31 protein-coding genes are annotated in these 20,904 nt (G+C 56.1%); all 31 read right to left on the reverse strand.

The window, feature by feature from the left end; translation table 11 throughout:
- Positions 1-9 precede the first annotated feature (9 nt).
- Positions 10-687 carry a DUF1444 domain-containing protein gene (locus tag AC1DWQ_RS19980; RefSeq protein WP_477671182.1) on the reverse strand — a complete coding sequence of 226 codons (678 nt, stop codon included), beginning with the start codon at positions 685-687 and terminating at the stop codon, positions 10-12.
- A 97-nt stretch (positions 688-784) separates the two neighbouring features.
- Positions 785-1,606: a DUF4261 domain-containing protein gene (locus AC1DWQ_RS19985; RefSeq protein WP_477671183.1), complete on the reverse strand. Its 822-nt coding sequence runs from the start codon at positions 1,604-1,606 to the stop codon at positions 785-787.
- 165 nt (positions 1,607-1,771) lie between these two features.
- Positions 1,772-2,164 (reverse strand): hypothetical protein, encoded by a 393-nt coding sequence (locus AC1DWQ_RS19990; protein WP_477671184.1) that lies wholly within the window; start codon positions 2,162-2,164, stop codon positions 1,772-1,774.
- A gap of 113 nt (positions 2,165-2,277) precedes the next feature.
- Positions 2,278-2,961 (reverse strand): hypothetical protein, encoded by a 684-nt coding sequence (locus AC1DWQ_RS19995; RefSeq protein ID WP_477671185.1) that lies wholly within the window; start codon positions 2,959-2,961, stop codon positions 2,278-2,280.
- 85 nt (positions 2,962-3,046) lie between these two features.
- Positions 3,047-3,544 (reverse strand): hypothetical protein, encoded by a 498-nt coding sequence (locus tag AC1DWQ_RS20000; protein ID WP_477671186.1) that lies wholly within the window; start codon positions 3,542-3,544, stop codon positions 3,047-3,049.
- 658 nt (positions 3,545-4,202) lie between these two features.
- Positions 4,203-4,550: an iron chaperone gene (locus tag AC1DWQ_RS20005; protein WP_477671187.1), complete on the reverse strand. Its 348-nt coding sequence runs from the start codon at positions 4,548-4,550 to the stop codon at positions 4,203-4,205.
- A gap of 104 nt (positions 4,551-4,654) precedes the next feature.
- A complete protein-coding gene (locus AC1DWQ_RS20010; RefSeq protein WP_477671188.1) occupies positions 4,655-5,407 on the reverse strand; it encodes a transglycosylase domain-containing protein in 753 nt (250 codons plus the stop codon).
- 144 nt (positions 5,408-5,551) lie between these two features.
- Positions 5,552-6,040 carry an SMI1/KNR4 family protein gene (locus AC1DWQ_RS20015; RefSeq protein WP_477671189.1) on the reverse strand — a complete coding sequence of 163 codons (489 nt, stop codon included), beginning with the start codon at positions 6,038-6,040 and terminating at the stop codon, positions 5,552-5,554.
- Between the two features lie 525 nt (positions 6,041-6,565).
- A complete protein-coding gene (locus AC1DWQ_RS20020; RefSeq protein ID WP_477671190.1) occupies positions 6,566-7,195 on the reverse strand; it encodes a glutathione S-transferase family protein in 630 nt (209 codons plus the stop codon).
- Between the two features lie 51 nt (positions 7,196-7,246).
- Positions 7,247-7,687 (reverse strand): tetratricopeptide repeat protein, encoded by a 441-nt coding sequence (locus tag AC1DWQ_RS20025; RefSeq protein ID WP_477671191.1) that lies wholly within the window; start codon positions 7,685-7,687, stop codon positions 7,247-7,249.
- Positions 7,688-7,771: 84 nt separating this feature from the next.
- Positions 7,772-8,086: a hypothetical protein gene (locus AC1DWQ_RS20030; RefSeq protein ID WP_477671192.1), complete on the reverse strand. Its 315-nt coding sequence runs from the start codon at positions 8,084-8,086 to the stop codon at positions 7,772-7,774.
- Positions 8,087-8,156: 70 nt separating this feature from the next.
- Positions 8,157-8,609, reverse strand: coding sequence for a DUF3592 domain-containing protein (locus AC1DWQ_RS20035; RefSeq protein WP_477671193.1), 453 nt, complete (start codon positions 8,607-8,609; stop codon positions 8,157-8,159).
- Between the two features lie 209 nt (positions 8,610-8,818).
- On the reverse strand, positions 8,819-9,511 hold the full coding sequence (gene pyrF, locus AC1DWQ_RS20040; protein ID WP_477671194.1) for an orotidine-5'-phosphate decarboxylase: 693 nt from the start codon (positions 9,509-9,511) through the stop codon (positions 8,819-8,821).
- A gap of 82 nt (positions 9,512-9,593) precedes the next feature.
- The gene (locus AC1DWQ_RS20045) at positions 9,594-10,268 is read right to left on the reverse strand and encodes a hypothetical protein (protein WP_477671195.1); all 675 of its coding nucleotides are present in this window, start codon (positions 10,266-10,268) and stop codon (positions 9,594-9,596) included.
- A 46-nt stretch (positions 10,269-10,314) separates the two neighbouring features.
- A complete protein-coding gene (locus AC1DWQ_RS20050) occupies positions 10,315-10,734 on the reverse strand; it encodes a DUF3052 domain-containing protein (protein ID WP_477671196.1) in 420 nt (139 codons plus the stop codon).
- A 1,028-nt stretch (positions 10,735-11,762) separates the two neighbouring features.
- Positions 11,763-12,008 (reverse strand): hypothetical protein, encoded by a 246-nt coding sequence (locus AC1DWQ_RS20055; RefSeq protein ID WP_477671197.1) that lies wholly within the window; start codon positions 12,006-12,008, stop codon positions 11,763-11,765.
- A gap of 355 nt (positions 12,009-12,363) precedes the next feature.
- Positions 12,364-12,816: a hypothetical protein gene (locus AC1DWQ_RS20060; RefSeq protein ID WP_457279020.1), complete on the reverse strand. Its 453-nt coding sequence runs from the start codon at positions 12,814-12,816 to the stop codon at positions 12,364-12,366.
- Positions 12,817-12,946: 130 nt separating this feature from the next.
- Positions 12,947-13,261 (reverse strand): 1-deoxy-D-xylulose-5-phosphate synthase, encoded by a 315-nt coding sequence (locus AC1DWQ_RS20065; protein WP_457279021.1) that lies wholly within the window; start codon positions 13,259-13,261, stop codon positions 12,947-12,949.
- A gap of 79 nt (positions 13,262-13,340) precedes the next feature.
- A complete protein-coding gene (locus tag AC1DWQ_RS20070) occupies positions 13,341-14,000 on the reverse strand; it encodes a hypothetical protein (protein WP_477671198.1) in 660 nt (219 codons plus the stop codon).
- A 560-nt stretch (positions 14,001-14,560) separates the two neighbouring features.
- A complete protein-coding gene (locus AC1DWQ_RS20075; RefSeq protein ID WP_477671199.1) occupies positions 14,561-15,022 on the reverse strand; it encodes a methyltransferase family protein in 462 nt (153 codons plus the stop codon).
- A gap of 78 nt (positions 15,023-15,100) precedes the next feature.
- Positions 15,101-15,547 carry a hypothetical protein gene (locus AC1DWQ_RS20080; RefSeq protein WP_477671200.1) on the reverse strand — a complete coding sequence of 149 codons (447 nt, stop codon included), beginning with the start codon at positions 15,545-15,547 and terminating at the stop codon, positions 15,101-15,103.
- 139 nt (positions 15,548-15,686) lie between these two features.
- Entirely contained in the window at positions 15,687-16,121 is a 435-nt protein-coding gene (locus tag AC1DWQ_RS20085) for a hypothetical protein (RefSeq protein ID WP_477671201.1), read from the reverse strand.
- A 109-nt stretch (positions 16,122-16,230) separates the two neighbouring features.
- Positions 16,231-16,698, reverse strand: a complete 468-nt coding sequence (locus AC1DWQ_RS20090) for a nuclear transport factor 2 family protein (protein WP_477671202.1) — start codon at positions 16,696-16,698, stop codon at positions 16,231-16,233.
- A 116-nt stretch (positions 16,699-16,814) separates the two neighbouring features.
- Complete coding sequence (locus AC1DWQ_RS20095) at positions 16,815-17,339, reverse strand: hypothetical protein (protein ID WP_477671203.1); 525 nt, start codon at positions 17,337-17,339, stop codon at positions 16,815-16,817.
- A gap of 60 nt (positions 17,340-17,399) precedes the next feature.
- The gene (locus AC1DWQ_RS20100) at positions 17,400-17,834 is read right to left on the reverse strand and encodes a hypothetical protein (protein ID WP_477671204.1); all 435 of its coding nucleotides are present in this window, start codon (positions 17,832-17,834) and stop codon (positions 17,400-17,402) included.
- Between the two features lie 70 nt (positions 17,835-17,904).
- Positions 17,905-18,699 (reverse strand): slipin family protein, encoded by a 795-nt coding sequence (locus tag AC1DWQ_RS20105; protein ID WP_477671205.1) that lies wholly within the window; start codon positions 18,697-18,699, stop codon positions 17,905-17,907.
- 126 nt (positions 18,700-18,825) lie between these two features.
- Positions 18,826-19,314 carry a hypothetical protein gene (locus tag AC1DWQ_RS20110; protein WP_477671206.1) on the reverse strand — a complete coding sequence of 163 codons (489 nt, stop codon included), beginning with the start codon at positions 19,312-19,314 and terminating at the stop codon, positions 18,826-18,828.
- 73 nt (positions 19,315-19,387) lie between these two features.
- Positions 19,388-19,789 carry a ribonuclease E inhibitor RraB gene (locus tag AC1DWQ_RS20115; RefSeq protein ID WP_477671207.1) on the reverse strand — a complete coding sequence of 134 codons (402 nt, stop codon included), beginning with the start codon at positions 19,787-19,789 and terminating at the stop codon, positions 19,388-19,390.
- A gap of 20 nt (positions 19,790-19,809) precedes the next feature.
- A complete protein-coding gene (locus tag AC1DWQ_RS20120; protein ID WP_477671208.1) occupies positions 19,810-20,121 on the reverse strand; it encodes a hypothetical protein in 312 nt (103 codons plus the stop codon).
- Positions 20,122-20,207: 86 nt separating this feature from the next.
- Positions 20,208-20,606, reverse strand: coding sequence for a DUF6228 family protein (locus AC1DWQ_RS20125; protein WP_477671209.1), 399 nt, complete (start codon positions 20,604-20,606; stop codon positions 20,208-20,210).
- 93 nt (positions 20,607-20,699) lie between these two features.
- Positions 20,700-20,904: hypothetical protein (locus tag AC1DWQ_RS20130; protein ID WP_477668941.1), on the reverse strand; the 205-nt coding region annotated here is incomplete at its 5' end.

Below are 20,904 nucleotides of genomic sequence, written 5' to 3' on the forward strand. Positions count from 1 at the left end.
GGCGCTCCACTACCTCGCCACTGGAGCCTGGAAGACTGACCACTTTCCGTCCTTGAAAAGATACAGCGCAGAAGAGACACGAAGACGTTCGCTGCTGGAGTGCAAATACTCAACTCCCTTTCGCATTCCCTCGACGGCCTTTTGGTCCGACAAGGGTGAGTAGAGTAACCCACCACGCTTCGCAACGAGGGCAACAACACCTTCAGGATGTTGTTTGAGCAGACCCAGCCAAAACTCCCGGTCGAGGAAATAGCTGCTGTCGAGATCGGGCGACGTTCCCTTGACCTGCATGAGATCGTTCCAGGGAGTCGCCTTGGGCTCTCCATACACACGCTTGATGTTGCTGACCGCAAGCTCGAGCGCGGCCTCCGGCGTGAGCCTCAAGCGCTCCAGGTCTTTCGGAGAGGCGTTCGGCATTGACGTGGGTGTATCGAAGACAAAACGAACGTGCATGTCTCCGATGTACGAGTACCATCCCGTTTCGATTTCGATTTCCTTGCCGTCCGCAAGCTTGACCTTGGTTTTACCCATTGGCACCAGCGATTCGTCCTGCCTGTTCGAACCAACAGACTCCCGTAACACCACCATGAGGTTCGAGGAGCTGTTGTCGAACGACTGAGCCGGTTGTGCGAAAGCGACGGAAGATGCGGCAAAGGAGATGAGAAGTGACAGGAGTTTTCGAATCATGACTGGGTACGCAAAGTTAGATAGTGACGCCGAATGTAATGTATGCCGCAAACCCTGCGGTATAGCCTGGCGCTTGCAATCTAATCCGGACATCAAATCATTCTTTTGGGTACGTCACTCTGTAGACTGTGACACCTTCCCGCCAGTAGGACGGTCCCTGGTGAACCCTGATGTTCAACGCTGGTGAAGCGCCTATCGTTTCCCCGTCTTTAATCACCGGTCCGCTGCTGACGAGATACTGGGCCATGTTCATGAGCAGGGAGAAAACTTCCAGGCCATTTCGGTTCACGTCCTTGGCTTCGATCTCCCGCAGGTCAAACTTCTCCATTCCTTGTGTGGACAGCGAGAACCCCTTCTCCACATCGGTTGAGATACGAAAGTTAGTCCAGAGCCAAACGGGCGGCCCCGCACGACTGGCCTGCCCGCTCTGTTTCAGGAACGCTTCTCGGGACTGCAGGCTCGCGCCCCAATAGCTTGCGATGGCATTCTGGTCCATCAGCGTGGCCACCACATCGGTCTGCAAGAGATAAGCGTCCAGCTGATCGAGATTCGTGTCCAGAATACTGACGTAGACATGGGCTTTGTGCCGGGCAGTCTCTTCGCAGGCCCTCCTCCAGTACCAGGCGCCTTGGCACAAGTCGTCAATCTGGCCTTTTGGCAGGGGCGCATCGATCAGCCCAATCATCACGGTGCCACCCCGCGATCGAAGAAGAATGACCTTTTGGCCGTCTGTTTCCATGTCATCAATCTTGACCCTTCCCTTGAGCCGCACCTCAAGCTGTGCACGAAAGGCCGCTGCATCGGGAAGCCTTGATTCAGCAAGAAGTACAAACGAGCTAGTCCTGACCTTGCTGGGCTCTGCAGCCGTGGCGAGTGTTGAGGTGATGACAAACGCAAGCAGGGCTAAAAGTGAACGCATGGTGTTGTGTGTGATGCTTTCCGCGTATTAAGCCTGTGGTCCGCGTCAGATAGCAAGAGTGGAATTGCCGTCACGTGCACAGCTTAACGCTTTGGAAGGGCCGTGCTGACCGGTTTTCCGATCAGCACCTCCCGATAGAAGGGTTCAGTGCCCTTTTTAGAGTACTCAAGGCACATCGTGCGGATTGTATTTGCCGGCGACAAGAAAGTAGAGCGCTATGGGCAAGCAGGCAATCCCGATCACCACTCCGATGACACCGAACAAAGAGGTAGCCAGGCTCATGGCGATCAGCCCAAGGCCTCCAGTGAAGATTGCGACGGCCAGGACAACCCTGATCAACAGCGGCATGGGCCGCCAGTGGGATTCTTCGGCTTCATCCTGAGCTTCGGTCGAAGGGCGCAGAAGGACTGAGCTGACGTATCCGGCAACAACGGCAGCGACTGCCATCTTGACGAATGGCCACAAGGAGATGCCGGCTCTCAGATCGGTCTTGACGGTCGCGACGACATAAATCAGCCAGAAGGCCCAGCACGCACCGACGAGTAGAAGTTTTTGCATGGCCGGTGACGCCTAAGGTTTGAGATACCCGGTACAACCCTGCTTGGCGAGGCGGCCAAGGCCAACAATGGCGGCTACACCATTGAATGGAGGGTTCCGGGCGCCACGCCGGCTCATGTGGGCAGGCCGCATGCGGCGATAAACGTTTCCAGAAAGCCAACCATCGGCGTGCCGCGCTCGCGGTAGCGAGACAGCTTGCCCGATGCCCGGGCGGCAAAGTCAGGCGCATCTGCTGCCCTGGCGATGGCGAGGTCGGCATGGTGGTTCATGGGTGTCCAGGTGGTGGGCCGACGCAAGAACCGAAACGGGCAGTCGGCATCCGGTACGCGGTTGGCCCAATGGTCCAGCGCCTGCCAACTGTCGATCCCTGCCAGCAACGGCAGTGCATGCGCCAGTACAGAGGCAAGCTCAGCCGCGGCACGCTCTGCTGCCGGGCCGTTGTTCACCAGCATGGTGTATTGGTTTTCACCACCAGGCAGCACGCCCTTTAGGCTCAATGGCAGGTTGTGCGCGTCGGCCAATCGCTTGAGGTCGATCTCCAGATCGAAGCTCGCCATCGACGAGACAGCGGCTTTCATATGGGACGGATATTTGGGGCAGAGATTCAATGCGAACTCGAACGACCAACTCGGCACACGCCCGTAGAACTCAAGCTTGAACAGCTTGGTGGAGCTTGTGAACCAGCTGTGGCCACGGCCGCTCTTCCAGCCCTGAAGGGGTCCGAAGGTCGGTGTCAGCAAATTCCGCAGCGTGCTCGCCGCGAACTGGGGAGAAATGGGCTCGGCGATAAGACTCATGGGGTTGGTGTGGCTGTTTTGAGTAGCAGAAATACCGTGCCCCCGTTTGAGCTGCGCGGCCCCGGGCAAGACACAGCACTTCTGGTCAACTCGCTGCCACCTTACGGCCAAACCAGAAGCCAAGAACGCCCAACGCTACCGCGATCCAGCCAATGGTGTAGCCGCCGCTGTTGCCCTCGACAAGCTTGGCCTTGAACGCGGCTGTATCGCGGTACGCGATCACCTGGCGGCTTGGGGTGCTCAGACTGAACACCGACTTTTCATCCTTCGGATCGAACCTGACTGTCACGGTTTCACCACCCAGCCCGTCCAGCGAACGCTCAGAGTTCGGCTCGCCCACGCGCACAGTCTCGATGCCTGCAGAGGTTTGTATGTCCAGCTCCGCGTAACGGCTCGCAAGTACACCTTTTTTTGTCTTGCGCTCAACAACGCGGGCGCTCAGGGCTTTGCCGGTGGCAGTGCTCAATTCAGCCTCAGAAGGGACCTTGTGGCGCGAAGGGCGCTTGCGGTCCTCTGCATATTCGGCACCGAGCCATACCAGGCCCCCAATGAATAGCACAAGTGAAATCTTTGTCAGGCTCAAAGCCAATCCCCCCAATATTAGAAGTACATCAGTGACGAATGCACGGGGTCCTTATCCAGTGCTCGCCGCTTGTCTCGCATGAATGCGAGGATCCCCATCCCAGGCGGGCCTCCGGTCGTGAGACCTGCGGCTTCATCAGTTCACCTGGGGAGGCAAATCACGGCGATTATCACCATGAGAATCGACCTCGCCAAGAACGCTTTGGAATCTATGGCGTGGATGCGACAGACAAGCACAGGCGTGCGCACGAGTCCGGTCGTCAGATAGGCCCCCTTCCCGCTCGAAATGCTATTGATTTAATAGCTGCTTGCGCCCGTCCACATTGGTCTGCAGCCAGTTTTCATGCATAAAAAGAGGTCAAAACCGCTCTTTGGAGGCCACTACAGGGTCTTTTGCGAGGTATGGCAGCGCCAGAATCAACTGTTTTTGGGTATTTTCATATACGAAACAGGCCCCAAGACCAATGCGGATGAGCGCAAGCAGCTACTGATTTGATAGCAAAACAAGGGGGCGCGCAAAAAAGCGCCGTCTTCGTTTCAGCCCTATGCAGAGGCAGGCCTCAGTGCGCGCATGCCGCAGCGTCGGCGCTGCCCCCTGCCCCACCTGCGGCAAAGAGAACTCCAGGAAGCAACGAAAGGTCAGGGACCACGCTCGCCGTTCACTTGCGGCCGTACTCTTGCGACAGCGCCAGGGCAACCCGGCCAATAAGCTCGATAGGAAGCGCCTCCTTCAGCGGGAAGGACAAATTGCCCTTTTCGCCACGGTATGGCGCGAGTTCCTGCATGAGGCGTGCATCTTGCGTGACCGGCGGATAGACACCAATGTGCTTCTTGAATGCGGCGAAGTAAAAGAACACCCGACCGCGCTTGAACGCGGGCATGTTGTAGCTTATGCAGCGCGAGGCACCAGGCACCAACGCCTCAACTTTTTCCTGAATGGATTGGAGCTGAAGGCGCAAATCAGCGGGCACGCTTGCGAAGTACTCCTCATGTGAAGCGAAAGCCATGGCGTATTTCGTGTTGTCTAACGTTTGAGATGCAAGGCATGACCCGGCTTGCCGGGACACGTCCTCTCGATTGAAGGGTTGATCGTCATGGTATGTCAGGGACGTTAGCTGCCAGCGCGCTCAGGCTTTGCGTCGGTGACAAGCCGCAAGAATGACATAAGGACTTCTTCCGCCAGTGTTCCGTGTTGCTTTCCGTTGTAGTCAACATCCAGCAGGCTCGCAGGCTGATACTTGCCAGAAAGGTAGGCGTGAATACGTTGTACGCGTTGGGTATTTTCCGGCGTCCCGGGCTTCAGGTTATCGGGGGCTATGTGCATTGCGACGAGCGACAGGAACTCTTCGTCAGTGAGTTCCGCAAAGCTCTTGCCGAAATATGCCTGTGCGGCGGCCGCATAGCCATGAACAGGCTGGCCATTCTTGCTGCCCAGATAGCAGATATTCAGGAACAATTGCATTTGATCGTTCTTGGAAACCAGCGAATCCAGGGCGTATTGCGCAATCAGCGTCTGGCGAACTTTAGCGATACCTTGCTTGAACCCGTCCGGGAAGTAAATGAGCTTGACCAGACCTTGCGTGATGGTCGTCATTCCTGCGCCGGGAGTTTGAAGATCGACGCCGTGATGCCGGGTGAACGCCGGGTCTTCGACTGCCAACAACATGGCTTGCCTGTCCTTCGACAAGTCTGTGGGTTTCAGCCGGGCTCCAAAGCGCTTCCAGGTTTCGGAAATCAGAGACGGTGTTGCAACTCTGGCAGCCCTCACTTCGTTGGCGTAATAGCCGGCTGCGAGAACCAGGGCAAGTGCACTTGCACCTGAGAGCCCCAGGATCGTGCGAATGACTGCTTGACCGATCTTCATGTTGTGGCTGATCTCGGAGAGTGATGTGCGAGGGAATTCGTGACGCCTAACGCGACGTTGACTGGCGACCCGGCAAAGTTGGGAACGAAGGGGGCGAACGCCGCTGGACGTCCGTTTCGAACGACAGGTTATGTCGCAACAGCCTCAAAGAATGCTCTCCGGCCGATCCGCGTATCGGCTCATGAATAGACGGAATGTCGGAGCCATCTGTTCCCCACCCTCGTCTGAGGCTGTGACGCGGTACACCGGGGCGAGTTGATTCCGGTCGCTCGTCAGTCGGACTGCGTAAAGCCAACTGTTCATAAGATGATCAGCGAACACGAAGCAGTCGGGATACGCGAAGCGATCCGGATAGATGACACCGCCTGAATCATCCAGTTCGTCTTTCACGGGCCTGATCTCCGCCAACGGCCAAAAGCGGAAGTACACATCATCCATCTCATGGCCAGTTCCGTTTTCAGCAACGAAATAGGCTCGGACATCCTCAGGAAAAGCTACTTCGTACCGGCGCTCAAATTCCGCAATCGCTTCCTCAGTTGCGCCAGCGCTTACGCCCACTCCAGCGTCGCGCCATTGCTTGTGCACGCGCCGCCAGAGATTGCCGACGTCAGGAGGCGGTGGCGTTCGCGACATAACGTAAAGATGACCGGACCATCAACAATTGCGGCGAAGCCGCATCCTGTCGTTGTGGGTGCGCGTCGATGGATATGTTAGACGGCATCTCCCGTGTCCTTGCCGTCTTCAGACGGCGCGCTCCGCGATTCGGTTGAGCCTCGGCCACTTCGGCCAATATCGAACGGCAACAATGTCGCTGGCGCGAAAGCCATAGCGCGTCGTCTGCTTCCCCGCTTGAATCTGAGGCGAACCGGACGTCGAAGTGGCTGTGAATTCATAAGACACGACGTACACCATACTTCCATCGTCATTCTTCTCCACTGAACGTAGCACTGCACCTTTCGTGCTGCGGCCCCAGCACTCAAGCACGTATGACGCGACAGCGCGAAGGCACAACGACCCGATCACCGCTAGCCCAATTGCGATGCCTCCCATGAACTGCCATGTGCTATCGAAGCCCATGCTGATGCCTTCTAGCGTTTGACATGAGAGGCGGGGTGCGAAGCGGACTCTGAAGTGTCCGCCTGACGGAAGAGTCAGGCCTCATTTCGGCTGCCCTTCCTCTTTAGCAATGACCTTGGCGACGAGAGGAAGTGCCAGCATTCGCGCCCTGTGATCAAGGATTCGGGGAAGGCGGGCGAGGTCCACCCCGTCACCCTCCAGCCAACGAGCAAGGGTTAGAAGATACAGATCTGCCACAGAGAACTCTTCTCCCAGAACCCACGGTCCACGCAAATACTCACTCTCAATAAGCGAGAAGGCATCACCCACAGATTGAGGAACCTTCCTTCGCATGGCGTCCCACGCTTCAGGTTCGTTTGCCCATCTGTGGCCGCGCATTCGATGGGCGTGAGCGACATGAACCGTGGAGCACAAATAGCTGTTGAAAGCGTTCATCTCCGCAAGCCGAAACGTGTCACCAAGCGGAGCCAGAAGCGCATCCGGGTACGTCTGGGCGATGAACATGAGCATGGCCGGTGTTTCCGTCAGGACCCCGCGTGCAGTCACGAGCGCTGGAACCCGGCCCTTCGGATTGACCTTCAGATAGTCGGCCGCCCGTTGTTCGTTCTTCGAGAAGTCGATCCGTACCAGTTCGTATCCAGCATTTGCATGAGCCAGCGCCAGATGCGTTGCCAGCGCACAAGTATTGGGGGTGTAGTAAAGCGTGAGCATGTGACCTCTCAATTTTGAATTGACGATGCGAGGAACTGCTTCAAGTGACGCCTAACGTTGAAGTTGACCGGCTTCAGCCAACAACTCGATTGCCCCCGTGTGCCCTTGGCTTGCCGCGGCCGTCAACCACCGGAGAGCCTCGGTCGTGTTCTCCGGGAACTGCAGAAGGTGCTGGCCGAGTTTCCACTGGGATGAATCCAGCCCCGCCTCCGCACATTCGCGGAGAAGGCGGACGGCAGCCAAGACGTCCTGACTTGTGCCCATGCCGTGATACGTGAAGCTTGCAACCCAGTGCTTTGCCTCCAGCAGGCCGCCGGCGGCAGCTTTCTTGTACCAGACCAGCGCTTCGACCGGGTTCCTGGGCGAGCTCTCGTCCGCCAAGTGACCAAGATAAAACTCTGCCTCGTGGTCCCCATCTCCGGCGAGTTCGAGCAGCCGTTCCCGCGCCTCTTCGGGCGCCAGGTCGTAATAAATGTCCTCGGCGGCCGTCACGTGACGCCTAACGTAGAGGGTGACCGGACCGCAACATTTGCGGCGGAGCCACCTTGCAGTTGTGGATCCGCGTTGACCGACCAGTTAGACCGCATTGGGATCTCCCAGCGTTTGATACATGACATGAGTTAGCTCAAACTGGTTGCAGCCACGCGACGCAATGCCGCCCTTGTCGTCTGGGCGTTCGAGCTCCCACCCCTCTTCTACGTCGGACCAGTACAGCAGCTTATCGCCAAAGGCGGCCACGGCAACGACATACTCACCCGGTGAATCCGCGACCGACAGCTCACGCGGAGCTATGCAGGCCTTCTCTAAAGCCGCTCTATGCTCCGGATGCAACCTGCGAAGACCGTCCTCCAATAGGTCAGTGACTTCAGCGATGGTGGCAGAGCGGAACATTGAGGAACGGTCTAACGTTCGACTTAACCGGACCGCCGCAGGCAGGTCCGCTTGAAGGAAGGATCGGGCATCATTTCGCACGCCCTGAAAAGAAGAAGCGGATGACCAGCATTGCCAGTCCCGCAAGCAGCATATAGCGACCAACTCCCTTCTGGGCATCAGAGGAGTCGTCCTGGTTGATGTCTTGAAGCGTGCTGGGTGCCTCAGGTAGATAGCGAACCGTCATGGTGGATGGGACAGAGTTGCTGCGCAAGGCACGGCCAAGCTCCGCAGCAACGCCGACTTCAGTCCGAATTTCGCGACCATCCTCCGTAGTGAAGCGAACATGCGCTGTGTACAGGCTGTCAGCATGGGTATTCTTCTTCTCCTTCCACTCCAGTCTGGTTACCTCGGCCTTGGTCGTCTTGCCGTGATCGCGCAATGCCGAAAACTTGGTGGCGTTCTTGTGACCGGCATACATAAAAAAGATGCCAAACACAACAAGACAGATCGCGACAACTCGGCTACCTAAGATTCGAAACATCGGTGGCTCCTTAGGCCTAAGGTAAAAATGATCGGACTACTAATAAATGCCGCGGCGCCACGTCCTGCTGCTGTGGCTCCGCGCTGGTTGATATGTTATGCGGCGTGGCGTGTCGCGACTTCATATGCGACCCAAACCAGGAATGTAGCGAGGACGACGCCGAAAAACAAGATGCCGGCATGCCAGGATACGTCTGGTTGATTGAGGGGTTAGACGCCATTGCTAAACGACTCGACCGCTGTCCGGTACGCTACCAGTGGCTCCGAAGCACCTGCGATAGCTCGGCCGATGACGATGTGCGTGGCGCCTGCCCTGGCTGCCGCAGCAGGAGTGGAGATGCGCACCTGGTCTGTGGCCGCCTGGGAAAGCTGAATGCCGGGGCAGACGATGAGTACCCCGGCAGGCAAGGAACCACGCAAGTAGGCGGCCTCTTCGGCGGAAGCCACGATACCGTGGCAGCCTGACTTGCAAGCCAGCGAAGCGAGGCGGAAAACCTGGTCTTTGACTGATGGTGCGAGGCCGATCTCTGGGAGCTCGGCGTCGGAAAGGCTTGTGATGACCGTAAGGCCAAGGACTTTTAGATGGGTGTATGACTCCGCAGCGGTAGCAGCCGCTCGCAGAACAGCCGAACCCGCTGACGCATGGACCGTGACCATTGAAACCCCAAGCTTGCCAGCGGCTTTGACGGCACTGGCTACGGAGTTGGGTATCTCGTGAAGCTTGAGATCGAGGAAGACCTGTTTGCCCGACGACACCAGCTCTCGAACTACCTGCGGTCCAGCCTCTGTGAGCAGCTGAAGGCCGACCTTGTAGTGATCGGCTTCGGGACCGAGCCGATTGACCAATGCCGACGCCTCAGCCGAGGATTCGAAGTCGAGCGCGACGATGACTGGTGATGGCATATGTGAAATGGAGTCTAACGACGGAGGCCAGACGCGGCCGCAGGCCGTCGCCACTGGGTCGATTTGTTAACTGTCTTGCTCTTCACCGGGATCGCACTTTGAAGTTTTCGTCAATGTGGACGGTCGAATCAGACGAGCCACGGTTCGAACAGTCAAAGCCTTGCAATCTGAGTATCGGAAAGCTGTTAAGGCGAACGTTGACGTCCTTGTGCCTCTTGCCCGCGTGGCGTGAATGAATGGCAGTTTTCGTCAAGTAATTGCTGCTGACCCTGTAGTAAGACCCATCGTTATAGTTCTCGTCAAGAGTTTCTTCGCCGACGAATTCAAGGTCTTTGAAACTCGCGTTGTATCGAAACTGCATGGTGTAACTCGACGCGCGAGCGGCATCCGCATACTCGACCGCCTGAACAAACACAGAATTCTTTTTTATATCGATGTTATAGAACTTGCTCACGCGACAAAACTCGTCAGACACGGAAAGGACTCCATAGCTTCCATCCGGATTTCCCTTGAGAATGAAAAGGCGCTCCTCGCGCTGTGGATTTCCACCTCTCTGCCCAGTGGCCACCAAAGCCAGATCAGCGATTCCGTCACCGTCCAGATCGCCTTCGGCGCTTGTCCAAATGAAATCCAGATGCGGAAAATCGGCCGAGATTACGGAAATGGCCTTCCGTCCCGTTGGCGTGTATTCAGCAGATACAGGCAGGGCTGAGGTGCAGAGAAGAGCAAAGATCAGCAGGAGCTTGGTGGCGACCATGAGTGGTACCTAACGTTTGTCTTGATGGAAGGGTTAGGCCGCATTCTCAGCGAAGCTCCTTGCGAACCACCAACTTGAGTCCCGACCAGACTTCCGTGACGGCGCAGACCTTGATATCTACGAAGCCGAGTGGCAGCGCCAACTCGCGGATAGTGTCTTCTGTGATGGTGGTCGGAACCTTGGCTGACTTCTTCGGCCAGGAGACCCACAGCGCTGCGTCGGATTTCAGCTTCTTGCGCAAGACACTCAGAGTCTTTGCCAGTTCTTCTCGCTGCGTGACAAAGGCGTGAGCGATATCTACCTTTGAATCGGGCTGGCTCACAAACTGCACGGCTGGTGGAAGTGGGGCCAACAGACTTTCGTACTCCTCAGGTGCTGCGATGAGCAGCACTCGATGCGCCTCTTTGATGCCAAGCTTCCTGGAAAGCGGCGTTCCAGAGTATCCAGCGGTGTTTGAGGTTGCCATGCGTCTTAACGTTGGACATGAGAGGCGGCACAAGGGTGAAGCCCCTGTGCCGTTCTCTCGATGGAAGGGTTAGTCGCCTGTTTCATCTGCGAGGCTTGGTTTTTTTCCCTTACGGCGTGGTGGCTCTCGGCCCACAAAGTGGGCAAGTACGATGAGCCCCAGACCGAGCAAGATGAAGAATGGAGGTCCAAGGAACAATAACAACACAGCGCCAACCAGGACAAGAAGGGAGAAGCCTGGCGCGTTTTCGGCGCGTGTGGCCTGAACGGCACCCTGCGTTCCGCCTAAAACCGCAACCCACATTGCCCAGGCCGCCACAAATGAAAGCAGCCCTGCCAGGAGCAGAACCCTACGCCATGCCTTGGATGTACTCGGCGCGCCAAACGCTACGGCGGCACCGAGCATCCAGGCGCCAACAGGCGCCGCAGCACCTGGCAGGAGTGATCCGAAGGACACCCAACCGAGCAGAGCAACGAGGGCTCCGCCTAAGAGTGCAGGGCCCAAGCGACCGGAAATGGTGAAACTAGACATGTTTTTTGGGATGTGAAGGCGCGTAAACGATTGAGAGGAGGCGTGAGGCATCTAACGTCGGAAACCAGGCGCCGCCGTAGGCGTCCGCCGGGGTTGACCTGTTAAACGGCTCGTCGCCGGAGGCCAATGCCTTAAACCGACTGTACATAGTCATCGAATTCATCGACCACGCTACCCTGCTCCTCAGGACGACACTGCATAGGAATATGCCACTCATTTGCCCCATCTAGCGAGACAAACAAAGAGAGCCCATCGTCGTACGGAGGAATGCGTGACCAAGAAACGTCCACGATTCGCCCTCCGGGTGCGAGTCGCTGTCATGGTCCGAAAAAGGACGCACGACACGATACTTCTCCCCCACTTTCAGAAAGCGATAGCCACCACCCGTATTCGGCGCTTTGATACCACTCCAGTGACCGATTGGATTAGGACCGAACATGACTGCCGTTTAACGTTCGCGCTCAGCGGGCGGCGAAGCTGTCCGCTGGAGCAAAAGGTTATATGTCATGGGGCAGCTGTAACTCGGCAAGAACTTCACCTGTGCTCTGCCTGATGTACTTGGCATGCAGAGGATTCTCTGTGTAGGTAATTTGAACGGCTTCGCCCGACGGCAGTGCATTGAGCCGCTCAACCAAAAGCCTCGTTGCTGCTACGACAATTGGATGCGGGTTCGTTACGCCAGATTCAATCATGGACAGGCGGACCGACATGATGTTCAGCAGTTCGGACGACGTCGTGCTCATGGACAGGTCGCTGACATATAACGTGATGTATGCCGCAAAACCTGCGGTATAACCTGGCGCTTGCAATCTAATCTGGACATTAGAACCTCCTGTAAGCCGCTTGTATGCTGAGATTCAAAGAAATACACTGTAATTTCATACAAGTATAAAAATTCTGTAAAACCCCGCAATCCTCCACTGCAGTCTGCCCGCTTGCTGGACCAGGTCCGGGAGCGGGTTTGGTATTTGCACTATAGCCTTGGCACCGAGAAAACTTACCTGTACTGGGTCCGTTTTTGTCCGATGGCATGGCCGCAACGGCCACATGACGCATCCGCGCGACATGGGGGCACGCGCATCCTTGCTGCTCCTCCGCCTAGCGCCGACGAGCGGGCATCAAGACCTCAAGGTCTTGAATGGCGGCGGTGGCTTTCGACCTGGCCCAAACTACTGGAATGAGGCTGAACAGCGGAAGCAGAAAGACGAGATAGAAGAAGAGCTGGATGCCCGCAGCAATTTTCATGGTTCCAAGTAGCCGGGTTCGCTGTACGAATTCGGTGTTTTCCAGATCGCCTTCCCATAGCGATAGCTGGCGACAAACGATTATGAACCCGACGATCGCCAGGGCGGACGCCGTGAGGCTCAAAAACCAAAACGTCTTTTCCGGCATTTGCCTGTTGCCCAGGATGTTCAGGTGAAGCAGTAAATCGGCTTGTCTGAGCGCGATCTCGATCAGAAACGGGAGCTGAAGCACTATTGCCGCAGTGAGGAGTTTGCGTGCCAACTGCAAGGTACTTTTGTGCCTGTGAATTTCGCGAAGTGCTGTCATGCTTGTTTGATGATGAGAGATGCGCCGCTGATGAGGCTTACCGTTCGGGCTTCCCGGCGCACAGCAAGCGCCGCGTAGCAGCATCCTGCTGCTGCGTGTCCGAGCCAGGCGAAATGTCAGACATGTCTGGTTACCTGGTCTGCTTTAGATGAATACACTCCGGCTGGCCTCGGACTTTGGCCCAGTACTCAAGCCTTGCATCGTCATCAATGTCGATAATGCCGCCGTACATCGTGTCGCCACCTTTCCTCTTGGGGCCAGAGATCCAGTAACGCGCTCCCGTCTCTTCCTCGATGCAGTTGTATTTGTAGCCGGACTTCGTTTTCAGAAAACGCTTCCCGGCGTACGTGTACGAGCGCGTCGAGCGCGACATCTCCACCCAGCCAATGCGGCCGGAACCGCTCAAACCACCCGATTTGTTCTCGATGTACATGATGCGCTTCATGCTCCGGCTCTCTACTACTCATAATGTCTAACGTTTGACTTAAGCGGACCGCCGCAGGCACGTTCGCTTGAAGGAAGGATTAGGCGCCACTCAGGTCGGCCAGGCCAAGTTGAATTGGAACTTGGTAGTCCGCGGCAATGAGGCTGGCTCGAAAGGACTTTCGAGGATGGATCGTGAGCTTGTGATCAACGATGGCAATGCGATCGACCAAGCTTGGAGCATCATCGTAGAACTTCACCTCTGCAACTCTAACCATCTTCGAGCGCTGCGTTCTCAGATTTGTGACTTCAACGAATACCTCGGTGGGTTGTGGATGCACGGGGACCGTTTGCTCAACGCGTACACGGTATTGCTTCGTCGCTTTGACCTTAAGACACACTCTGAGCACCTCGCCTTCTGACTCGACTGAGTGTCGAAGCACTTCAAGCGCTGGCGTCTCGGTTGGCGCAAGCATGCGCAGTGCTGAAAACGTTGCCTCGGTAACTACAGCCAGTTTTCTTTCGTCCGGCAGGGAATTGAACGCTGGATCCATTCCGCAGAGCACGAATCGATGCCAATGCTCCGTGGCGTATTCGGTCATCCTGACTGCCCCATCGGGCAGAGATGGTGTAAAGCACAGGTAGAGATGATCAGCGTGGCCGATAGACATTCCAAGTTCTTCGCACTTCATTCCGACGCGCTGGCCAAGAGCTACACATGCGCGTGGGAAACCATAGAGCTTCGATGCGTAGTGCGGCATGGGAAGATCGAGCTGAGGGGGATCGATGCTCTCGAGGTACCGAATGTCGCGCAGAGGCTTGGGTGTTCTGGGTGGTGAGCGCATATTGACACCTAACGTTGGAGAGGACCAGCGACCAGAGAACAGGAGCGCCGTAAGCGCGGACGCCCTTGGGCGTCCGTATCGCCCAGCATGTTAGAGCATGCGCCTAGAAGCACGTGCCCGCCCATGAACATCCGATGAAGATGGCTGTGAGCAGCACCGGCATAGCCATGGCCAATATGTAAGCCACGGCGATTGCAATTCGAACCCTGAGCGAGCACGGCATGTATTTGATCAGGCCGAACGCGCCGACAAACGGAAGCAGTAACAGTACGGCCAGGAGTATCCATTCGGCAACTGTGCCATGCAACGAGCGAAACCGGGGAAGGAGCAGCACGCATACGCCGAGCGCCATAGGGCCGAATAAGACGGCTAGCGTCAGAAATTTCCAGGATGCAGCTATTGTCGGCCTCATGGACACACTCACGTTTGACTTATGCGCCCACCGAGGGCAAGTCCGCCTGAAGGAGGGTTAGGTCTCACAGCCACCTTCGCACCCTCTGTGTGTATGACGTGTACTCGTTACCAAACATGCGCCGCAGTACCCTCTCTTCGGGTTGGATCTGGAAGCGAGTGACATAGAGAACGAAGAGCGCAGAGCCGGCCAGGAGCGCAGGTGCAGACAAGTAGAAGCCCCAGGCCACCAGAAGCAAGGCGAGTGCGACGTACATTGGATTGCGAGTGATCCGATAGACACCAGACGTGACGAGTGACGATGCCCTCTCCGGCTTCAACGGATTGACCGTGGTCCTGGCTCGCCGAAACGCAATGGTGCCGGCGATGCTGAAGTAGCCACCAATGACCGCGACGACGCCGGCTGCGACGATACGAGTGGCGGGCGACAGTTCAAGCGTCGGCGCAACATTTCTAGCGATCCACATGGTGACCGCGATGATTAGCGCCACGAGCGGCGGTGGGATCTTGAGTTCTAGGGCGCGCATAGCTTGTACTCTGAGGTCTAACGTTTGACATGAGAGGGGGCGCCCGGCTTGCCGGGCCACGTTCTCTCGATGGAAGGGCTAGGCGTCACTGTCGTCAGTGTCTGATGACTCACCTTGATGAGAAAGCTTGAGCCCACCTTTCCCGTCCGGTAGCCACACTGCCCCGGTTTCTGAGCTTGCATCAAAAAACCCAAGTTGATGCTTGGCTGCAAGGCTAAAGACCTGCTCATATGCGGCTTCTGCCTTGGACCAGGCGAACGCGGCGTAGATTGCTTCCTTCCCGACGCTATAGTCAGTGACAGCCGAATCATCTTCTGGAAACTCTTCCGAAGAGAAGGGGCCATTCATTGCCGGGTACGACTTGATCATCTCAAGGAACCAAGCCTGAAGCTCTGGTGTAGAGACCTTTGGATCGTCGTAGCTGTGATTCTCGGACCATTCGGATGTCTCTTCCCACCAGGAAAGAAATGCCTCGCGTTCATTCGGCGCCTTAGCGGGTGCAAAGACAAGCAAGTCATAGCTCATTCAGGATCTCCCAGTGTAAGCAGTTCGGCTATGCGCCTTGTGACGCCTAACGTTAGATAGCCGGCCGTTAGATAACCGGCGCACAACACTTCGCGGCGAGGCCGCCTCCTGCTGTTGTGGGTCCGTGTCGATTGATAGGTCAGGCTTCACTTGGTACTCTTCCAAGAAGATCGACGATTGAGTTCCAATAGTTTGAGTTTGGCACTGAGTCCATGATTTGAAAGCCAAGATTGATGGGGCGCCAAACTGCTCCACCCCTCAGGCGAACAGCCAGGAACGGATAGTCGAAGAAGTCCTCTTCATTTTGGGGCTGATCTGGCTTACACCACTCACCATGCCTGGCCTTAAGCAAAACCTCACCAGCAAACGAACCGAAGGCATAGATGGACTTTGCTACCTGTTCCATCTTGGCACCGCCGGTTTTCCATTCTTCCAGAACGGAGTCGACTCGGCGCAGTGTGGATGGGGCAAAGGAGGAAATGTCGACGGCGTAGATCTTTTGCGTCATCCGAATGGCATCGTTGGTATATCCATCTACTGTTTCGACGGATGGCTGAAAGTGCAATGGAATCAATGTTTTCCCCTGAGGATTGTGTGAAATCTAACGTTTGACATGAGGGGCGTCCTGACCGACGCGAAGTGACGGGCAAGACGTCCGCTCGACAGAGGGTTAGGCGTCATTCTCACAGCGACGCCGACTTCTCAAGTTCCAGGTTGCCCTCGATGAACTTGAGCTTGAAGACAAGCCGGGAGATGCGCCATCTGTCCGGGAACGGCAGCAACTGCAGTTCGTACGTGCCCACGAAGATGCGGCTCTTCAGGCCGATTGCTTTGCCCCGGTGGTGGAAAGCCACGCCGTGGCATCTGACAAGCGCTTGATTACCACTGACCTCAGTTCGAAGGTTGCCAATCTGATGGTGAACGTGGTCTAGCGGCTTGAATCCGGCAGCCCATGCCTGAGCCACCTGGTTTGGCGTCATTTCGGTCGGCGTTCCACCGACCATGGAGGTCATGTCGAGCGTAAAGGGGCTGGTAAAGCAACTCTCCAGCGCTGGCCAGTCTCGTTCGTCGGTGGCAACGAACATCTGAACGACGGCGTCCTCGACTGCCAGGCGCGTGGCCAAGTCGGATGCAGACAAAGGGAGAGACATTTAGAACCTCCGAGTGAACGCGCCGCATCTTGCGGCGCCTAACGTAAAAATGACCGGATTGCCTACATTTTCAGCGAAGAAGTTCCTTCTGTGGCGGGTCCGTGTCGATTGATTTGTTAAAGATCATCGGGAACGGGTGGCGAAGGAGACTCCGGAACCACGATCTTGGCGAACGTGCCAGCCCTCACCATCAGGAGCATAGCGAAAGCAAGCTCGAAAGCCGCCACGGCAATGTCCAGCTTCGCTTGTGGATCCAGCGCCGAAAAGGAAGATGTCGATCCAGTCACCAGGAAGGCGCGAAAGAAGAACCAGGTCAGCGTGGGGAGCGTTTTGGCAAAAGCCCAAAGACCCATGAGGCAGCAACCGACGCGCGCAAGCTCTTGCGACTGGAAAGACAACCGGTCCTCGTACCGGGTTCTCGGAACGAGTCTATGCGCGACTACCATCGGGAAGAACCAAAGCAAGAGCGCACCCAACAGGTAAGCCACAGCGATTGCAAAAGAAACTGCGGTGGCACCATCAGGAAATCCCGGGGCGTTCGAGAGGTGGCCCGGAATGGCAACGAAGTAAGCAACACTGCTTATTACGAGCCACATCGCGAACAAACGAACTCCGACGCCGATTAATTGCTGTGGTGTCATGTGCTCCCTTAACGTTTGAATTAAGCGGCGTGCCGGAGGCACGCCAGCATGAAGGAAGGGTTAGGCAAGATTGCGCACTGAATGAATGATCTTGTACCCGAGGGTGCGAGCGGCAGGCGTATCAAAGTAAGCAGAGATCTGAACATGCCCCATGGGTGCGATGACATAACCGGAAATTGACTTATAGGAAGACTTTTCCCGGGAGTAATCTTCCTCCGGCAACTCGTATGTCAGCCGGATAAGCTTCCCGGTGCGTTCGATCTGTTGCTCGCCTCGAAGACCACTGGCTGTTTCCAAAATTGAAGCTAGCCGCTGCTCTTCGGATGTGCCTTTGTCGTTCCCCCAAATGGTGACCCAGAAGGTGAGTGTTGCCCTCCAGAGAACAAGGCTTCCATCTTCTATTCGTCGATTGAACCTTTCAGGAAGAGCGACCGCCCATTCATCGGTCATTTGATAGGTTCCCGTGACGACAGGATAGTCTGGATGCAGGCTCATGGCGGCTTCTGATGTTGCCTAACGTTTGACTTAAGCGGCGTGCCGTAGGCACGTCCGCTTGAAGGAAGGGTTAGGTCTCCCGATCATCTCTTGGCCCCTCGCCGCCACGCTTGGTTGTCCATTCCGAGATGCCTTTAGCCATCGACACGAACTCACTTGGCATCATGATGATCGTGGTCGTGTTTTGCTCGGCTCCTACCTCGGTAATCATCTGCATCCGTCGCAGTTCCAGACCCGCGGGATTTTCCATGATGAGGCCAGCTGCTTCTCTAAGCTTCACCGCCGCCTCAAGCTCGGCCTCGGCCTTGATGATTCGCGCTCGCTTTTCACGAAGTGCCTCAGCTTCTTGAGCCATTGCCCGCTGCATGGATTCAGGAATTTCAACATTGCGCATCTCCACTCTTGTGACCTTGACTCCCCAAGGTTCGGTCGCGCCATCAATGACTTTGCGCATATCTGTGCCAAGTCTTTCCTGTTCCTTTAGCACGTCGTCAAGCGTGTGTCGACCTATGACGTTGCGCATTGATGTCAAAGCAACTTGAACGACAGCTCTTCCCACGTCGACCACTTCAACAACGGACTTAATTGGGTCTGTAATGGAATACCAAATGACAACAGTGACCTTCACCGGAACGTTGTCCTTCGTGATGGTTTCTTGCTGATCAACGGAAGTAGTAACGGTTCGAATGTCAATTGTTCGTTGCCACTCGATTGCTGGAACTATCCAATAGAGGCCAGGGCCGCGAAGGCCTTGAAGCTTTCCCAGCCTAAATACGACGGCGCGTTCATATTGATTGGCGACGCGTAACCCGGCGGTGGCAATGGCGACAAGGACCACAAGAAGACCAAACACAACTTCATTCATGGCATTTCCTTTGAAGGCGCGACTGTTGCTCGGATACCTAACGTGAACGTAACCGGCGGCCACGGCAAGGTGCGACCGAAGGCAGCAGAGGCTCCGCGTCCGGGTTGACTGACCAGTTAGGGTGCGTCATTTTGGCAACGGTACATTCTGAACCACGACGAGTAGCACCCAGATCGGAACCATGAAAACCCCGAGGATTGCGAGCAACTTGATTGACCGGGGGGATTTTTGCTTGAATGTGCGCTGTCCGATAGAGCTAAGCAGGTTGAACTCTTGAACCTTTTCGGCGCCGCCCGCAAACAACACCCACCAAGCATAAACAGACGCCGTGCATAGGATTACCGTCAACCAGGCAATGACAAAGGGATTGCCGTCTTGTGGACGGAAATAGTGCCAAACCGTTGGAGTGTAGCCAGACACACACCCAAGACCCATGACGACCCACGGTAGATTGGCGCCGATGGCAAAGCGTCTCAGATAGTTCACCCCTTCGGCCGCAGATTCAACACTGCCCATGTTTTCAATATCGCGACGTGCTTTCCAATAGTTGAATGCTCCAAACCCGAGAAGAGCTAACCAGAAGTATTCTGATATGAAGTGAAATATGTCTGGCATGTAGCGGCCTAACGTACCAAGTAAGCGGCGGCAGATACGACCGTCCGCTTGAGTGCCGGGTTAGATGTTGCGGTCACCGGACCACCTCGGCGCCCCAGCCGTCGTACGCACCTCCATTTGCCGAGGCTAAAGCTGAAAGATGTTCCCGGATCTCTACCAGGACCTTTAAATCTGGAACCATCGTTTTGCTCGCCTGAACAAGCCACTCGGATGAGTCTTGCGCGCCGGGCTTCACCTGCACGTCGTATCCGTGGAAAGATGGGTCTTTTGCCACGCGGTCTGCTGAATCTTGCGACGGCAAATGCAAGAAAAAGTCGACCTTGTGCGGTTGATTCAGCTTGGAGCCAACTTGCCTCAGTTGGGACAGAACGCGCAAATCGGGAACTGCCACTTGGCCTGCTCTGTTCGCCGAGACGAAGACGTAAGCCAATACGGCCAGAATGGCCCCAATTGCAATGATCGTTGTAGCGGACATGTGGATATCTAACGTTTGACTTAAGCGGCGCCGTCAGGCGTCCGCTTGAAGGAAAGGTTAGACCGCACACTGTCCGCTCGTTCGACCGCCTCGATGGCAGCGTTAAGAGCCTTGACAAGTGCTTTGGCCCTCTCAAGATCAACCTCGATTTCGACGTTTGCGACGATAGCCTCGTCCGGGATTGACTGAGATTCCAATGAACTTTGGCTGATGTCTAGATCGGGATGCACGTTCCAGACTTCGAGATTGACGTGATGTGGATGAATGCCGGGCACGACTTCAATGAATCCTTGCCTGTAACGCACACCGTTGCACTTGATTCTCTGTTTCATGTGCGGTCTAACGTGAAGGTGACCGACACGCAACAACTTGCCGCATAGCGGCATTCTGCAGGTGCGTGTCCGTGTTGACCGTCATGTTAAAGGGTGTCCTTGGCATTCAACAGATCCTCCGCTTCCTCTCCGATTCTTGGGAGTTGCCCAAGCTCCGTGTCCAGTCCAACCCGTACGCTCCACTCCTCCGGTGCGCCCGGCATTCCAGAGAGATGTATGTCAAACGTGACATTACCGAGCGCGTTGCAAGTAACGGAGAATTTGAGATCTTGTTCAAGTGATTGCCACTCGCGAGTGCCCTTCCACGGCCGTTTGTTCGCCCCGAGATCAACGAAGAAGCGCCCGAGGTGAACGGCGTCATCGTCTATCCAGACTTCCGTAAGGGCCGTGACGCGGTGACCCACGATCTCAACGACGAAATAGCCGCCTTGCCCCCTACTGATGCGGAGTTCACGGTTCGACGATGTGGAGTGGATGGACAACATTAGCGCGTTGCCCTTTAACGTTGGAGGCCACCGGCACGCAGCAAGCGCCGCGCAGCGGCTATCTGCTGCTGAGTGTCCGCGTGGGCCGAAATGTTAAGCGGCACGATTCACCGCCTGCGACTTAAAGGCAACAACAAACTCTTTCGCCTGCTCAAATGTTTCCGGATAGCTTGTCTTCTGCCGCCCGCCTGATTCCGTTGGCTCATAAACCGACTGAAATAGAAAGCCGTGCTCCACCAAAAGCTGCACCTTTTTCCATTGAAGAGTGTCAACTGCGGCAGGTGCTGAGAATTTGCGA

The sequence above is a fragment of the Polaromonas sp. P2_G11 genome (assembly GCF_056403595.1).

Excerpts from the sequence above, each read along its gene's own strand:
- pyrF (WP_477671194.1), bottom strand. The coding sequence starts at position 9,511 with ATGCCATCACCAGTCATCGTCGCGCTCGACTTCGAATCCTCGGCTGAG.
- AC1DWQ_RS20100 (WP_477671204.1), bottom strand. The coding sequence starts at position 17,834 with ATGAGCCTGCATCCAGACTATCCTGTCGTCACGGGAACCTATCAAATG.
- AC1DWQ_RS20115 (WP_477671207.1), bottom strand. The coding sequence starts at position 19,789 with ATGTCCGCTACAACGATCATTGCAATTGGGGCCATTCTGGCCGTATTG.
- AC1DWQ_RS20035 (WP_477671193.1), bottom strand. The coding sequence starts at position 8,609 with ATGTTTCGAATCTTAGGTAGCCGAGTTGTCGCGATCTGTCTTGTTGTG.
- AC1DWQ_RS20105 (WP_477671205.1), bottom strand. The coding sequence starts at position 18,699 with ATGAATGAAGTTGTGTTTGGTCTTCTTGTGGTCCTTGTCGCCATTGCC.
- AC1DWQ_RS20090 (WP_477671202.1), bottom strand. The coding sequence starts at position 16,698 with ATGTCTCTCCCTTTGTCTGCATCCGACTTGGCCACGCGCCTGGCAGTC.
- AC1DWQ_RS19995 (WP_477671185.1), bottom strand. The coding sequence starts at position 2,961 with ATGAGTCTTATCGCCGAGCCCATTTCTCCCCAGTTCGCGGCGAGCACG.
- AC1DWQ_RS20110 (WP_477671206.1), bottom strand. The coding sequence starts at position 19,314 with ATGCCAGACATATTTCACTTCATATCAGAATACTTCTGGTTAGCTCTT.
- AC1DWQ_RS20010 (WP_477671188.1), bottom strand. The coding sequence starts at position 5,407 with ATGAAGATCGGTCAAGCAGTCATTCGCACGATCCTGGGGCTCTCAGGT.
- AC1DWQ_RS19990 (WP_477671184.1), bottom strand. The coding sequence starts at position 2,164 with ATGCAAAAACTTCTACTCGTCGGTGCGTGCTGGGCCTTCTGGCTGATT.
- AC1DWQ_RS20075 (WP_477671199.1), bottom strand. The coding sequence starts at position 15,022 with ATGCGCGCCCTAGAACTCAAGATCCCACCGCCGCTCGTGGCGCTAATC.
- AC1DWQ_RS20015 (WP_477671189.1), bottom strand. The coding sequence starts at position 6,040 with ATGTCGCGAACGCCACCGCCTCCTGACGTCGGCAATCTCTGGCGGCGC.
- AC1DWQ_RS20095 (WP_477671203.1), bottom strand. The coding sequence starts at position 17,339 with ATGACACCACAGCAATTAATCGGCGTCGGAGTTCGTTTGTTCGCGATG.
- AC1DWQ_RS19985 (WP_477671183.1), bottom strand. The coding sequence starts at position 1,606 with ATGCGTTCACTTTTAGCCCTGCTTGCGTTTGTCATCACCTCAACACTC.
- AC1DWQ_RS20055 (WP_477671197.1), bottom strand. The coding sequence starts at position 12,008 with ATGAGCACGACGTCGTCCGAACTGCTGAACATCATGTCGGTCCGCCTG.
- AC1DWQ_RS20080 (WP_477671200.1), bottom strand. The coding sequence starts at position 15,547 with ATGAGCTATGACTTGCTTGTCTTTGCACCCGCTAAGGCGCCGAATGAA.
- AC1DWQ_RS20005 (WP_477671187.1), bottom strand. The coding sequence starts at position 4,550 with ATGGCTTTCGCTTCACATGAGGAGTACTTCGCAAGCGTGCCCGCTGAT.
- AC1DWQ_RS20045 (WP_477671195.1), bottom strand. The coding sequence starts at position 10,268 with ATGGTCGCCACCAAGCTCCTGCTGATCTTTGCTCTTCTCTGCACCTCA.
- AC1DWQ_RS19980 (WP_477671182.1), bottom strand. The coding sequence starts at position 687 with ATGATTCGAAAACTCCTGTCACTTCTCATCTCCTTTGCCGCATCTTCC.
- AC1DWQ_RS20050 (WP_477671196.1), bottom strand. The coding sequence starts at position 10,734 with ATGGCAACCTCAAACACCGCTGGATACTCTGGAACGCCGCTTTCCAGG.
- AC1DWQ_RS20065 (WP_457279021.1), bottom strand. The coding sequence starts at position 13,261 with ATGAAGCGCATCATGTACATCGAGAACAAATCGGGTGGTTTGAGCGGT.
- AC1DWQ_RS20070 (WP_477671198.1), bottom strand. The coding sequence starts at position 14,000 with ATGCCGCACTACGCATCGAAGCTCTATGGTTTCCCACGCGCATGTGTA.
- AC1DWQ_RS20060 (WP_457279020.1), bottom strand. The coding sequence starts at position 12,816 with ATGACAGCACTTCGCGAAATTCACAGGCACAAAAGTACCTTGCAGTTG.
- AC1DWQ_RS20120 (WP_477671208.1), bottom strand. The coding sequence starts at position 20,121 with ATGAAACAGAGAATCAAGTGCAACGGTGTGCGTTACAGGCAAGGATTC.
- AC1DWQ_RS20030 (WP_477671192.1), bottom strand. The coding sequence starts at position 8,086 with ATGTTCCGCTCTGCCACCATCGCTGAAGTCACTGACCTATTGGAGGAC.
- AC1DWQ_RS20125 (WP_477671209.1), bottom strand. The coding sequence starts at position 20,606 with ATGTTGTCCATCCACTCCACATCGTCGAACCGTGAACTCCGCATCAGT.
- AC1DWQ_RS20020 (WP_477671190.1), bottom strand. The coding sequence starts at position 7,195 with ATGCTCACGCTTTACTACACCCCCAATACTTGTGCGCTGGCAACGCAT.